The organism is Frankia torreyi (assembly GCF_000948395.1).
In the GTDB taxonomy this organism is placed as follows: domain Bacteria; phylum Actinomycetota; class Actinomycetes; order Frankiales; family Frankiaceae; genus Frankia; species Frankia torreyi.
Window position 1 is genome coordinate 81,912 of the sequence record NZ_JYFN01000001.1, and the last position, 13,732, is coordinate 95,643.

The 13,732-nt window shown below is 73.9% G+C and carries 10 protein-coding genes and 1 pseudogene; 7 read left to right on the top strand and 4 right to left on the bottom strand.

The annotated features are described in order from the left end of the window. Position 1: 1 nt before the first annotated feature. Positions 2 to 1,517: pseudogene (locus FF36_RS36660) on the bottom strand (AMP-binding protein); the annotation flags it as partial. A gap of 1,011 nt (positions 1,518 to 2,528) precedes the next feature. Between FF36_RS36660 and FF36_RS00340 the strand changes: the two are divergent. After that, on the top strand, positions 2,529 to 3,131 hold the full coding sequence (locus tag FF36_RS00340) for an Hsp20/alpha crystallin family protein (protein ID WP_044882902.1): 603 nt from the start codon (positions 2,529 to 2,531) through the stop codon (positions 3,129 to 3,131). 88 nt (positions 3,132 to 3,219) lie between these two features. Here FF36_RS00340 and FF36_RS00345 read toward each other — a convergent pair whose 3' ends face one another. After that, positions 3,220 to 4,101: an exodeoxyribonuclease III gene (locus FF36_RS00345; RefSeq protein WP_044882903.1), complete on the bottom strand. Its 882-nt coding sequence runs from the start codon at positions 4,099 to 4,101 to the stop codon at positions 3,220 to 3,222. 59 nt (positions 4,102 to 4,160) lie between these two features. On the opposite strand from FF36_RS00345, the gene FF36_RS00350 reads away from it, so the two are divergent. From FF36_RS00350 to FF36_RS00370, 5 genes are all read left to right on the top strand, one after another. Then, positions 4,161 to 4,985 carry a RibD family protein gene (locus FF36_RS00350; protein WP_044882904.1) on the top strand — a complete coding sequence of 275 codons (825 nt, stop codon included), beginning with the start codon at positions 4,161 to 4,163 and terminating at the stop codon, positions 4,983 to 4,985. A gap of 101 nt (positions 4,986 to 5,086) precedes the next feature. Continuing rightward, complete coding sequence (locus tag FF36_RS00355) at positions 5,087 to 5,956, top strand: DUF1206 domain-containing protein (RefSeq protein ID WP_082121574.1); 870 nt, start codon at positions 5,087 to 5,089, stop codon at positions 5,954 to 5,956. 195 nt (positions 5,957 to 6,151) lie between these two features. Then, positions 6,152 to 7,573, top strand: a complete 1,422-nt coding sequence (locus tag FF36_RS00360; RefSeq protein ID WP_044882905.1) for an MFS transporter — start codon at positions 6,152 to 6,154, stop codon at positions 7,571 to 7,573. A 185-nt stretch (positions 7,574 to 7,758) separates the two neighbouring features. After that, positions 7,759 to 8,016, top strand: a complete 258-nt coding sequence (locus tag FF36_RS00365) for a hypothetical protein (RefSeq protein WP_055867264.1) — start codon at positions 7,759 to 7,761, stop codon at positions 8,014 to 8,016. Next, complete coding sequence (locus tag FF36_RS00370) at positions 8,016 to 9,317, top strand: NAD(P)/FAD-dependent oxidoreductase (protein WP_044882907.1); 1,302 nt, start codon at positions 8,016 to 8,018, stop codon at positions 9,315 to 9,317. Before FF36_RS00365 ends, FF36_RS00370 begins: the two co-directional genes overlap by 1 nt. A gap of 178 nt (positions 9,318 to 9,495) precedes the next feature. Here FF36_RS00370 and FF36_RS00375 read toward each other — a convergent pair whose 3' ends face one another. After that, the gene (locus FF36_RS00375; RefSeq protein WP_044882908.1) at positions 9,496 to 10,092 is read right to left on the bottom strand and encodes a helix-turn-helix domain-containing protein; all 597 of its coding nucleotides are present in this window, start codon (positions 10,090 to 10,092) and stop codon (positions 9,496 to 9,498) included. 1,122 nt (positions 10,093 to 11,214) lie between these two features. Beyond that, positions 11,215 to 12,558: hypothetical protein (locus tag FF36_RS33865; RefSeq protein ID WP_242422209.1), on the bottom strand; the 1,344-nt coding region annotated here is incomplete at its 5' end. 344 nt (positions 12,559 to 12,902) lie between these two features. On the opposite strand from FF36_RS33865, the gene FF36_RS00385 reads away from it, so the two are divergent. Continuing rightward, entirely contained in the window at positions 12,903 to 13,640 is a 738-nt protein-coding gene (locus FF36_RS00385) for an Hsp20/alpha crystallin family protein (RefSeq protein WP_044882910.1), read from the top strand. The last annotated feature ends 92 nt before the right edge of the window (positions 13,641 to 13,732 follow it).

Here is a 13,732-nt window from a genome sequence, read left to right on the forward strand (position 1 = left end):
NCCCCGGTGGTCACCGCGGTGACCACCGCCTCGGCGATCTCCGGGGAGTTCAGCAGGGCCGCCTCGACCTCGCTCGGCTCCACCAGGTACCCACGGATCTTCACCGCGGCGTCGCGCCGGCCGAGCAGCACCATCGTGCCGTCGGGCTCGAACCGGCCGAGATCGCCGGTGCGGCAGGTGGTCCGGCCGTCCGGGCGCGGGGTGAACTTCTCCGCCGTCAGCTCCGGGCTGCCCCAGTAGCCCGCGGACAGGTACGCCGAGGTCACCTCGACGTCGCCCGACTCGCCGGGCCCGGCGATGGTGCCGTCCTCGCGGCGGAACACCACCTCCTTGCCCGGCGCGGGCAGCCCCGCCGGCACGGTGCCCGCGGGCACCGGCGCGTCCGGCGCAATCTCGAAGAAGCCCAGCGAGGCGATCTCGGAGGCACCAGACCAGTTCACGTAGGTACAGGACGCCGGCACGTGCGGGCGCAGCGCGGCGATGTCGCGGCCGTACGCGGCCTCCCCGCAGGTGGTGACGATCCGCAGGTCGGCGAGGATCTCGTCCGGTTCGAGCGCGCCGAGCAACGCCCGCAGCAGCGACGGGGTGGTCTGCAACGCCGTCAGGTGCTGGGCGTTGATCCAGTCACCGAGACCGGGCAGCCCCGCCGACCGTGGGTCGTAGGCGTAGAGGCCCGCGCCGTTGAGCAGGCCGAACACGACTACGGTGATCCCCGCCGCGAACGAGTACGGCAGCACCAGCGCCAACCGGTCGCCGGGCCCGAAGCCGAGGCGCTGCGCGCCGGCATAGGCATCGCACAGGAATGTGCCGTGCGTCCAGACGACGCCCTTGGGTGCGCCGGTGGAGCCGGAGGTGAACACGATGCAGGCCGGGTCGGTGAGCTGCGGCTCGGGCCACCAGACCGCGTCGGCCCCGTTGGCGGCGATCCACTCGGCGCCGTCGCCGGCCGCGGCCGCGAGGTCCAGCACCAGCCGGGGACCGTTGCCGGCCAGCAGCTCCAGCAGCGGTTTCGGATCGACCGTCGCCACGGCGGCCGCCTGCGCGTCCGGCGACCCCACCGGCCGCAGGCCCACCGTGGAGCGGGCGACGGAGCCGTCGCTCAGGTCAGTGATCAGCGCGACGCAGCCGGCCTGACGGATGATCTGAGCCATCCGCTCGGCCGGCACCATCGGATCGAGCGGGACGACGGGCCGGCCGGTCTTCATCGCCGCCAGCACGCCGAGCAGCCCGGGGACCCCGTGCGGAAGCAGCGTCGCCACCGGGCCGTCCTCGGTCGCGTCGAGGCGCCCCAGCACGGCCACCGCGATGTCGTCCGTGCGGCGGTCGGTCTCGGCGAACGTCATCGTGACGCCCGGGGACACCACCGCCGGGGTGTTGGGCAGGTGCGTGGCGACCTCGCGGAACCGGCTGACCACCGAGGCCGGTAGATGATCGAAGTCCAACGCGGGGAAGGGGACGTCACCTCCGGGCGTCGCGACCGCCAGAGCCGCGCGCCGATCGCTCTCGTTCAATGCCACTCCTTGTCCTCTGTGCTGCCGGCGCCATCGGTCCGTGCCAGATGACCCTCGACCACGTGACTCTCGCCGATCGTGGGATCGTCAGTCGCGCGCGACCAGGCGGTCCGTCGGAAACGCCCCGAAGGGCCGTCGCCGCGGCGACGGACGGGCGGGGCTGTCGGCGGGATGCCGCCTGACGGGAGTGGGTCGTTCTGGGCGACTCCGCCAACGAAACACGTGCGGCGCTGCAACCGTTCGCTCGAGGTACACGAACAGCCTCCCCAGCATGCAGTCCGGTATAGCGTGGGACTTTATACCACGATGGTGTGGCTTACTTGTCGCCACCCCTCGTAACCTTGACGGAAGTGTCGGTTTACCCGCTCGTAATCGGGGTCGACGTTTCTCCACTCCGTAAGGATTTGCTGGTCTTGCCGGGTATTCCGGCTACGGCGCGAACCGGTCACCCGGTGCTGATCTGCGCTCGTCGGGCATTCTCCCGATGGGCGCGTCACGGCACCCGGGGCCGCCCGGTCGGGGCCTGGCGCTCCAGCCGGTCGGCGTGTCCGCCGGTCGGCGTGTCCGCCGGTCCGGCTCCTTGGAGTCCACCGGCGGCGGGTGATGGGCTTCCGCGCGCCTGACCGGATGCGCGGGTTGTTCCGGGTACGCGGGCCGCGCCGGCGTCCCCTCGCCGCCCCGCCCCCGCCCGGGGGAGGGGCGAGCACTTCTCGGGCAGCCCGAACGGGCCGGGCGCGATGCCGCAGCGGCGGGGTCCGGGTACCCCCGCGGACGATCGTGGAGGTCGCCCCGGCGACCGCGGCCGCGAGATCGCAGCCTCGCTGTCACCTGTGTCACTCTGCACCAGAAGTGCTGCCGAGACTTGCATCCCGAAGCTTGAGCGTCCTAGACTCATGAACTGTGAACGACGGACGAGCTGAAAGCCGAGGCCTCACGGCGAAGGATCGCCGGGATGTGCCTCGGGGCGGCCCGGCCCGCCGTGACACCCAGAGATCGATCAAGACGAGGGAGGCCCTTGTGAGCACCTACCTGTGGGACCCGTTCGCGGCGCTGGGGCGGATGGACCGGGAGTTCGACGAGATCGTTCGGCGCGCGTGGGGTACCCGGCGCCCGGCGCTCGCCGGCCGCTCCCAGAGCGCGGAGCTCGCCGTTCCCTCGGCCGACGTCGTCACCGAGGGCGAGGACGTGCTGATCAACCTCGAGCTGCCCGGGGTAGACGTGGAGCACGACGTGGTCGTGGAGATCGACCGTGGCCGCCTGGTCGTCCGCGGCCGGCGCGGTGGGCAGCACGAGCGGGAACACGCCGGTCGCGTCCACCGCGAGAGCTGGTCCGGCAGCTTCCGCCGGGAGTTCCAGCTCCCCGAGCGGGTCGACGCCTCGCGGATCTCCGCGGGCTACGACCGGGGCGTGCTGACCGTCCGGCTCGCGGGCGCGGCGGTCGAGCCGAAGGCGACCCGCATCGCGGTCACCGCGGCGAGCGGCGGCCACGCGCCGGCCGCCGTCGCGAAGCCGGTCGAGGTCGCGCCGGCCCAGCCGAGCGAGGTTCCGGCCGTGTCGGCGCAGCCCACGGCGCAGAGTGAGGGCGGGCGGGCCGAGTCCGCGAACACGCCGGCCGCGTGACGGCGCACCCGGGGTGCGAGTCCCTCCGCACCCCGGCCCGCCGCGGCGTCGGGCCCGGGGCGCATGACCTCCCGGGCCCGCGTCGGCGTCAGCGGCGCAGCGAGTCGCCGGTGGACGACGAACGGCCGCGGCCCGTCGAGCCGCGGCTCGACGGCGGCGGCACCATGGGGCCCACGTCCCCATCCGGGGCGACATCCAGGTCGACGATGACCGGCGCGTGGTCGCTGGTTCCGGTCCCCTTGCGGGCCGCCCGATCCACCCACACCGCGCGCACCCGGCCCGCGACGTCGGCGGACGCCAGCGTCAGGTCGATGCGCATGCCGAAGTTCTTCGGGAAACAGAGCTGGCGGTAGTCCCAGTAGGTGTAGACGACGTCGTCGGGCCAGCGGGTACGCAGGACGTCGACGAGACCGGCGTCGACGAGCTCCCCGAGGGCGGCGCGTTCGGCCGATGTGACGTGCGTGGCGCCCTCGAACTGCGCGACGTCCCACACGTCGGCATCCGTCGGGGCGATGTTGAAGTCGCCGAGGGTCATCAGCGGGCCCCGGGCCACCTCCGCGGTGACGACGTCGCGCAGCGCGGCCAGCCAGGACAGCTTGTAGGCGTAGTGCGGGTCGTCGACGGTGCGCCCGTTCGGCACGTACAACGACCAGACCCGGATGCCGTCGCAGGTCGCGGCGATCGCGCGAGGTTCGGGGTCGGGGAAGCCCGGCCCGCCCGGCAGGCCCCGCACGACGTCGTCGAGGCTGCCCCGCGACAGGATCGCCACGCCGTTCCACCGGCCGTCGCCGTGATGGGCGACCCGATAGCCACGCCGGAACAGATCCTCGTCGAAAAGCTCGAGGAAGGCGTCGTCCGACAGCTTCGTCTCCTGCAGGCACACCACGTCCGGTCCGGCGCGGTCCAGCCACTCGATCAGCCGGGCCTGCCTGGCCTTCGCGGAGTTGATGTTCCACGTCGCGATCCGCACAGCAGGTCACGGTAGTCCCGTGCCGCGGCAGGCCCGCGGCCGCTCCCGACCGGCATGCCATGCTGACGCGCGTGGACGGCGAGCGCACGGCGGTGGGGCGCCCCTACGTGATCTGTAGCTGCGCGATGTCGCTGGACGGCCGGATCGACGACTGCTCGGATGCGCGGCTGATCCTCTCCGGGCCGGCGGACCTCGATCGGGTCGACGAGGTGCGCGCCGGGTGCGACGCGATCCTCGTCGGCGCCGCGACCGTCCGGCGGGACAACCCCCGTCTCGCCGTGCGCGCCGAGCATCGTCGCGCCGCGCGGGTCGCCGCGGGCCTGCCGCCGACGCCGGTCAAGGTGGTGCTCTCCGGCGGCGGCGACCTCGATCCGCGTTCCCGCCTGTTCGGCACCGACCCGGTCGACACGCTCGTCTACCGGCGCGCCGGCAGCGCCGCACCGCCGCCATCCTGGTCCGTGGCGCCGCCCGGCGCCGCCATCGACCACACCCGAGTCCTCCCGGCGCCCATCGCCGATGGGGCGGCGGGGGCGGGCGGACCTGGTCCCGGCGGGCGGGTGAGCGTCGTCGACCTGCCCGGTCGGCCGCGGGTGGACGTTGCCGAGATAGACGTTGCCGAGATGCTCGCCGACCTCGCCCACCGGGGCGTGCGCCGCCTGCTGGTCGAGGGGGGAACCTCGGTGCACACCGCCTTCCTCACCGCCGGCCTCGTCGACGAGCTCCACCTCGCCGTCGCCCCGTTCTTCGTCGGCGAGCGGGACGCGCCGGCGTTCGTCGGCCCTGGGGCCTTCCCGCAGAACGTCCATTCCCCGCTGCGGCTGGCCGAGGTCCGACAACTCGACGATGTGGTGCTGCTTCGGTATCTGGTGCCGACGTCGGCCTGAACGCGCCTCGTCCGGTTTTGTGCGCACCGGTTTTGTGCGCCCCCGGCCGGGCATCGCTCCACCCGGATCAACCGATCCCATGGTCCGAGGGAGTGATCACTGTGTCGGTGCAGACCGGCGGCCGGCTGCGGCACGCCGTCACCAGCGGCGGCGACGCTGGCAGCCAGGCGAAGGGCGCGGCGCGCCGGGCTCGCCACAGCCGGACGGTCGACATCACGGCCCGCATCGGACTCGCGGGGCGGGGCCTGGTCTACGTCCTCATCGGGGTGCTTGCCCTCCAGGTGGCCTTCGGACTGAGCAACGCCCAGACGAACCGCAACGGTGCGCTCGGGGAGATCAAGGACAAGCCGTTCGGGTCCACGGTCCTGGTCATCATGGTCATCGGCTTCCTCGGGTACGCGGCCTGGCGGCTGCTCGAGGCCGCGGTCGGTGTCCAGGACGAGAACGGCGAGAAGAAGCGGACCGCGAAGCGGGTGGTCTCCGCGGCACGTGGCGTCATCTACCTGGTGATCGCCGGTAGCACGATCAGCTTCCTCGTCTCGGGCGGCGGCGGGTCCGGCGAGCCGGCGCCCTGGACGGCGCGGGTCATGCGCAACGACGCCGGCCGGGTGCTCGTGGGCATCGTCGGCCTCGTGGTCGTCGGCATCGGCATCGGCATGATCATTCGTGGGGCGAAGCGGAAGTTCGAGGAGAAGCTGAAGACCGGGGAGATGGGCGCGCTCGCCCGTAAGATCGCCAAGCCCGCGGGTCTCGTCGGCTACATCGTGCGCGGCATCGTGTTCGGGCTCGCCGGCGTGTTCGTGACCAAGGCGGCGATCGAGTTCGACCCGAAGGAGGCCAAGGGCCTCGACGGCACGCTGAAGACCCTCGCCGGGCAGGCGTACGGCCAGTGGCTGCTCACCGTGTGTGCGATCGGCCTGGCGCTGTTCGGCGTCTACTCGTTCTTCGAGGCCCGCTACCGCAAGCTCTGACCGTCGACGGTCCGCGCGACGGCGGCCCCGGTCGGTGCCCACGGGCGGCCGGCCGGGGCCGTCCTCGCACGCCCGGAACCATGGGCGGCTGACCAACCGGGCACGGTAGCGTGCGTGCTGCCCGGACCGGCGGCCGCCGAGCTGCGGATCGGCGGATCGGCTGAGCGGCGGATCGGCTGAGCGGAGGGGACGCGGGTGCGCGCTGGCCGGTCGTCGGACGGGGCGTCCCCCCGACGGCCCCCGCGCCCGGCCACGCTGCTCGCCGACATCTCCCCCCTGCGTGAGTACCCGGCCTACCGCCGGTTGTGGGTGGGGGAGACGATCTCCGCCCTCGGTTCCCAGATCACGGCCACCGCGGTGCTGCTGCAGGTCTTCGCCGTCACCCGCTCGTCGTTCCAGGTCGGCCTGGTCAGCCTGGTGGCGCTGGTGCCGCTCGTCGCCGGCGGGCTGTTCGGCGGCGCCATCGTGGACGCGGTCGACCGCCGCCGCCTCGCGATGATCACCTCTGGTGGGCTGGCGGTGGTCTCGGCGGCGTTCCTGCTGCTGACTCTCGTCGGCGCCGTCGACGACGCCGCCTGGCCGCTGATGTGCCTGGTCGCCGTGCAGTCCGCGCTGCTGGCCGCCGATCAGCCGGCACGCCGGGCGATGACGCCCAACCTGATCCCGCTCGAGCACCTGCCGGCCGCCAGCGCCCTGGCCCAGATCGGCGGCACCGCTGCCGGGGTGTTCGGCCCGCTCATCGCCGGCGTGACGGTGGCCGCCGGCGGCTTCTCGGTTGCCTATGCGGTCGATCTGGTCACCTTCGCCGCCCCCTTGTACGGGCTGGCCCGGCTAGCGGCGATGCCACCGCGCGGCGGCGGGCGCGGCGCGGGGGTGGCCAGCGTCGCCGAGGGGCTGCGATTCCTGCGCGGGCAGCCGGTGCTGTTGATGACCTTCGTGGTCGATCTCATCGCGATGGTGTTCGGGATGCCGCGGGCGTTGTTCCCGGCGCTCGCCGAGGGCCGCTTCGGTGGGGGGAGCGCGACGGCGGGCGCGATGTACTCGGCGGTCGCGGTCGGCTCCCTGCTCGCCGCCGGGCTGTCCGGCCCGCTCGGCGGGGTCCGCCGCCAGGGGCTCGCGGTGGTGGTCTCGATCGTCCTGTGGGGCGGGGCGATCGCCGGCTTCGGCCTGGCCCATGACATCGCGCTCGGCCTGGCGCTGCTGGCGCTCGCGGGCGCCGCCGACATGGTCAGCGCCATCCTGCGCAACGCGATCCTCAACGTCGCCACCCCCGACGAGATGCGCGGGCGGCTGCAGGGCGTGTTCCTCGTCGTCGTCACCGGCGGGCCACGGCTCGGGGATCTGGAGGCCGGCAGCGTCGCGGCGGTCACCTCGCCGGCGTTCTCCGTGATCAGCGGGGGGCTGGCCGGCATCGGCTGCCTGCTGCTGGTGACGGCTGCGGTACCCGCGCTGATCCGCTACGACGCGAAGGCCGCCCTTGCGCAGGCCCGGGAACGATCCTCGCAGCCGCCTGCGTCCGCCGCAGCTGCGTCCGCTCCGCATGACCGGACCGAGGCGCCGGTGGTACCCCGTCCCTCCGGTGGCACCTCGCGGGACACCCTCGATCCGAGCGCCTAGACCGCGCCCAGACCGGTCAAGGGGCGCAGGGGGCCTGCGCGTCTCGCCGTCGTCCGTCCCGCAGTGTTCCCCGGAGCGGAACGTTACGGGATCGTTACTGCGGCGCCGTTCCTCCGACATCGTTCTCTCGTCGAATGTCAGTTGACGATGGTTCATGTGGTGAGACACATCGGGGGTGGTCGACCGTGACCGGCACGTCGGGCACGTCGGGCACGTCAGGCACGTCGCCTGTGGCCACCTACCTGCGAGCGCTGGCGATGGAGACGACGATGCTCGCCCGCGCCTGCGGCAAGAGCGACGTGCGCCGCCTCGAACCCGAGGACCTCGTCGCGCTCACCGTCGAGGCGGCGGCGCTGGCCGAGGTGCCGCTGGCCGAGGTGCCGCTGGCCGAGGTGCCGCTGGCCGAGGTGCCGCTGGCGGGGACCGACTGGGTCCCCGGATGATGACCGTGCAGGCGAGCGCTGACGTCGTCATCGTCGGCGGCGGCATCGAGGGGGCTGCGATCGCCTGGGCGCTGACCCGCAAGGGCGTGTGCAACGTGCTGGTCCTCGAACGGGCCACCATCGGCTCGGGCGGGACGGGTCGGTCCAGCGGCATCATCCGCTGCCACTACGGAGTGCCCTCGCTGGCCGTGATGGCCTGGCACGGCGTGCAGTTGTTCACCCACGCCGCCGAGATCCTCGGGGTGGCCGACGGGGTCGGCTTCGAGCAGGTCGGCTACATCGTCGGCGTCGGGCCGGGTGATGCCGCGGCGCTGGCGGCCAACGTCGAGGCGGCGGCGGCGGTCGGCATCGACACCCGCCTCGCCGATCCCGCGGAGGTCGCCGAGCTGTGGCCGGCGGCCGACCTCGCCGACTTCGCCGCGTTCGCCTACGAGCCGCGCGGCGGCTACGGCGACGCCTACCGGACCTGCCACGCGTACCTGGCTGCGGCCCGCCAGGGCGGGGTCCGGGTGCGCCAGGGTGCCCCGGTGGCGCGCATCCTGACCTCGGGCGAACGAGCAGGTGGGGGCGAACGAGCAGGTGGGGGCGAACGAGCAGGTGGGGGCGAGCGTGCCGATGGGGGCGAGCGCTTCGATCGGGGCGCGGGGCCCGGCGGGCGGGCGATCGGGGTGGAGCTCGCCGACGGCAGCCGGATCGCCGCCGGCACGGTGGTGCTCGCGGCGGGCGTGTGGTCGGCGGCGCTGGCCGCCGGGGTCGGCGTCGACCTGCCGCTGCGGGCCCAACGGGAGCAGATCCTGCTGGTGGCGCCAGGCGCGCCGGTCGGGAACGTACCGGTGCTGTCCGACCTGGTCGGCCTGCAGTACGTGCGCCCGGAGCGCTCCGGCGACCTGCTGGTCGGCAACAGCGACCACAGCCGCCCGCAGTGGGTCGACCCCGACGCCTACCCGGGCGCCGCGGACCCGCAGTACGTGGAGCGCGCCGTCGGCCGGTTCGCCCATCGCTTCCCGGGTCTGCCCGAGGTGGCGCTGTCGTCGTCCTACGCCGGCTGCTATGACGTCACCCCCGACTACAACCCGATCATCTCGGCAACGCCGGTCGACCGGTTGTTCGTCGCGGCGGGGTTCAGCGGCCACGGGTTCACGATCTCGGTCGCGGTCGGTGAGCTCGTCGCGGACCTCGTCGTCGACGGGGATTCCAGCCATCCGCTCATCCCCGCCGCCGACTTCCGCCTCTCCCGCTTCGCCGAGAACGCCCCCCTGGTCAGCCCGCACCCCTACGCCGCCGCCGGCCAGATGCGCTGAGCCAGGCCGGCTGCCTGAGAGCGGCGCCGCCTGTCTCTTCCGCAGGGATAAATCGGACATCGAATCCTGTGGAAGGACCATGGCGGCTCGCTCCCGCGCATCCGCCGCTGTCCAGGCCCGTCCGCTGCCACGCCACGTCCCGCGAGGACCTCGGCGCCCCGTGATGCGTGGCCGGGCGTCAGGGGCCGTCGTGGGAGCCGTGGGCGGTGACGGACAGGAAGCGGATCGGCAGCTCCAGCAGGCGGACCGGGCCGTGCGGCCCCTGGCCGTCGAACATCAGCGCGTCGCCGGGGTGCAGCACGTAGCGGGCCTCGCCGTGCCCGTACTCCAGCACGCCGTCGAGGACGTAGAGGAACTCGGTGCCCTCGTGCTGGAACAACGGGAAGACCTCGCTGGCCTCCGTCAGGGTGACCAGCAGCGGCTCCATCCGCTTGGCTCCCCCGCGCAGGGTGCCCAGCAGCTCGTAGAGGTGGCCGACCCGGCTGCCGCGGCGCACGATCCGGGCGCCGTGCCCGGCGGGCACGAACACCGCCTCCCGCTCGTCGTCGACGCCGCGGAACAGCGCCGTCACGGGGACGCCGAGCCCGGCGGCGAGCCGGCCGAGGGTGGACAGGCTGCAGGAGGTCTGGGCATTCTCGATCTTCGAGAGCATCGCCTTGGACATCTCGGTGCGCCGCGCGAGCTCCGCGACCGACAGCGCGGCGGCGAGGCGGTACTCGCGGACCCGGGCGGCGATGACCCGTTCGAGGGCCTGCTCGCCCGGCTCGGTGGACACAGCATGCAGCGTAGGGCGTCGAGACCGGGGCACGGTCGGCCCGGCATCGACGTCAGGCCCCGCGGGGACGGCTCGGCCGGGCAGCGCGCGGCGGGCAGCCGTCCCGCGGCCGACGCTCGGACTGGCAGATTCTGCCGGCCGCACCGGTCAACTCGGCAGTCCACGGGAGTCCGTAAGCGTGGCTCGGCCGGCACGCTCGGGACATATGGAACAAATGACGTTCGCGGCCGCCGTCCGCGCGGTCAACGACACCCTGTCCCGCCGGTCGGCCCGCCATGGCGGGATGCCCTGCCCCGCCGGGCCGCGAGCGATCCAGGACGACGTCCTCGCCGCCTGCGACCTCGGGTGCTTCGACGACGCCGTGCCCCTGCTGGAAAGGATTGTCGACCGCCTGGGCCGGCGGGGTCCCGCCGCCCCGCACGGCTACCTCGTCCGGGTGGTGCGCTCGGCCCTGGGTGAGCTGCACCGCGACCGGCGGCGCGCCCACGGCCTGCAGCAGCGGCCCGAACGCGTGCCCGACGCGGCCTGGGCGCATGAGGCGCTGCCCGACCCCGCCGACCGGGCCCTGCTGGCGCACCTGATGACATGGCTGGGCAGCGATGTGCCCGCCGTCGCGGGCACCGGCTGGCCCCTGTCGGCCTGGGCCGACCGCTACGGCACCACCCCGGCCGAGATGGCGGCCTGGATCCGTCGCGTGATGGCCGCCGTCGAGGCGACCTCGCCGCGGCGTCACCGGCGCTACCTCGCGGGGCCGCTGGCCGACAAGGCGCCCGTCGTGCCGCCGGTGAGCGCCTTCACCGGCCGCGACGCGCGGCTCGACGGGCTCGCCCGGGAATCCGGCCGGTGGGACGGCAGGGGTGAGGGTCGTGGTGACGGGCGTGCCGGGCTGGCGTCGGCCCGGCCGCTGTGGCCGACGGCCGGGGGTGCGATGCCGGCCGCCGAGACGGTGCGGCGGGAGGTCGCCGGCTATCGGATCGTCGGGCTCACGGCGACCGTCGCCGGCCTGCACGGCACGGGCGCCGTCGCGGTGCGCGCGCTGCGCGCGGCGCTGGTCGAGGCCTTCGGACCGACAGCCGCGCGGGCCGCCGACGACGACCTCGCCGACGCGCTGCGGCGCGCCGCTCAGCCCGCGGCGCCGATCGCCGACGGGACCGGGCCCGCCAGCGGGACCGGACCCGCCGACTGCGGTGCGGGTGCCGATAGCGGTGCTGGTGCTGGTGCTGGGGGCGGGGTCGTCAGTGCCACCGGTGCCCGCGCCGCGGGATCGCTGCTGCTCGCGGCCTGAGCGCCGCCCGCGACCAGGGCCGCGAACGGGTCGCTCAGCCGGGCCTGCGCCGGGACGAGCGTGCTGACCGGCCGGTCGCCCGCGAGCCGGCGCAGGGCGTCGAACGCCGCGTCGACGGAGGCGTCGAAGTAGGCGTCGAGGAAGCGGGGATCACCGGCCCGTAGCACCGAGCCGTCCGCCGCGCGCGGGGCGGACGCGGGCACGTGCAGCAGCCGGGAATGCGGCGCGAGCAGTTCACCCCAGGCCCGGCACTGCGCGGCCAGCTCCATCGGCGCCGTCCCCGACAACGCCGCGATGATCTCGATGAGCTCCGGCTCCGGCACCACCATGACCACCCGCACGTCGGGCCCCGCGTCCCCGAGCAGCCGCGCGCTGGGCGCGCTCGGCTCCGGTGGCTCGGTGAGCACGTGTGCCCAGACCCGGCGCGGGGAGTTGTCCGGGCGGCGCAGCCAGTCCTGCATGATCTCGTCGGCGAGGGCGAAGTCGAGCTGCGCCCCGCCGTGCACCGACCGGGCCGCGCGGGCGAAGCTGCCCAGGCCCCAGCCGAGCGCCTTGGCCAGCAGTGCCGCGACCGTGTAGGAGCCGGTCCACTGCAGGCCGGTGACGACGATGCCCTGCGCGCCGACCCCGGACGCGTCGGTGGGGGCATGGTGGGCCGTGGGCTCGTGCGGAGCCGTGAAGCGGTGGACGATCAGCGGCGGCAGCGGGCCCGCGGGCAATCCCTCGACCAGCAGCGGCGTGGCGTCCCAGCTCGCCGCGGTCCGCTCGAAGACCTCGGCGAAGTCTCGTTCGGCGTCGGCCCGCTCGCTGATCGCGTCGACGCGTTCGAGCAGCACATGGTCGGCGAAGTGGCAGCGGTGGCGCCGGCCTCGCCAGTGCGGCCGCACGGTCACCGACCACCGTCCGTCGCGGGCTGCCGCCGCCGCGAACAGGGCGCCGCCGGTGGTCCGGCCCTCCTGCGCGGAGCGGGCGCGAAGCTGCCGCTCCCGCTCCTCGGCCTCCTCGGCCCGGCGGACGAGTTTGCTGATGGAGGGACTGCGCAGGCCGTAGGCGGCGAGCATGTCGCTCTCATGGCCACCGACCGCCCGGGCCAGCTCGATGATCGCGTGTGCCGGGATGGTCGTCTCGTTGCTCAGCCAGCGGCGCAGCTTGTGGGTGCCCTGCAGATCGAGCGGTCCGGCNACCCGTTCGGCGAGCGCGGGCAGGCTGATCTGCTCGCGGTTGAGCACCGTCTTCATCGCGTCCGCCCAGCGGGCCTGGCGCGGATCGTCGCCGATCCGCGTCGGCAGACTGTGCGGCTGGAACCGGCGCGCCTGCCGGGCGGAGCCGCGCTGCGGCGCGCCTCTGCCGCTCACCGACCCCGCCCCACCGCTCCCGGCCACCCCACCATTCCCGGCCACTCCTCCCTTCCCGGCCACGCCACCATCGTGACTGATACCACCGGTTTGCCGGCCTGGAGTCGCCGGGTAGCAACCAAAGGGTAGTTAGTCATAATCATTCTGCGATGATGATGGAGGTGGGAGTGATGGCGCTCTCCACCCGAGGCACGCCCGACAGCGGGGTCACCCTGGGCCGCTGGGACCCCTTCCGCGAGATCGAGGAGGCCTGGAGCCGGATGGGCAGCCTGCTCGGCGACGTCGCGGGCGGCTCCGGCCGGCCGCTCGGCGTGCTGGCCGGGGCGGTGCTGCCGGTCGACATCGAGGAGACCGACGACGCCTACGTCGTCGAGCTGGAGCTGCCCGGCGTCCGCCGCGGGGACGTCTCGATCGATCTGCGGGACGACGAGCTCCACGTCACCGGGGAGATCAGCGAGCGTGAGCGGACCGGTGTCGTGCGCCGCCGGTCCCGACGGATCGGCCGGTTCGAACATCGGATCGCCCTGCCCGGCGAGGTCGACATCGAGGGTGTCTCGGCGAACCTGGCCGACGGGGTCCTCACGGTGACCCTGCCCAAGGCGCGTCGCAGCCGGCCACGGCACATCGAGATCACCGTGGGTGACCGGGGTGAGGTCGGGGCTGGTCGCGAGGCCGCTCCGGCTGGTCTGGAGGCGGGCTCGGCTGGTCGGGAGACGGGCTCGGCTGGTTTGGGGACGGGTTCGGCTGGTTCGGAGACGCGGGAGACGGGTTCGGCTGGTCGGGAGACGGGTTCGGCTGGTTTGGAGACGGGTTCGGCTGGTTCGGAGACGCGGGAGACGGGCTCGGCTGGTCGAGAGGCTGGGTCACCTGGCCGGGAGGCCGGTTCCGAGGCGAGGGAGTTCCGCTGATCCGTCGCCCGACGGCTCTGACGGGCGGATGACGGTCGGCTTTCGGACATGTCGCGGAAGGAGGCGGGAAAACGACCCTCGCGCAGGCACAC

Bases quoted from the DNA above. Each gene is read 5' to 3' on its own strand.
- FF36_RS00350 (WP_044882904.1), top strand. From the start codon at position 4,161: ATGCTGACGCGCGTGGACGGCGAGCGCACGGCGGTGGGGCGCCCCTAC.
- FF36_RS00370 (WP_044882907.1), top strand. From the start codon at position 8,016: ATGACCGTGCAGGCGAGCGCTGACGTCGTCATCGTCGGCGGCGGCATC.
- FF36_RS00385 (WP_044882910.1), top strand. From the start codon at position 12,903: ATGGCGCTCTCCACCCGAGGCACGCCCGACAGCGGGGTCACCCTGGGC.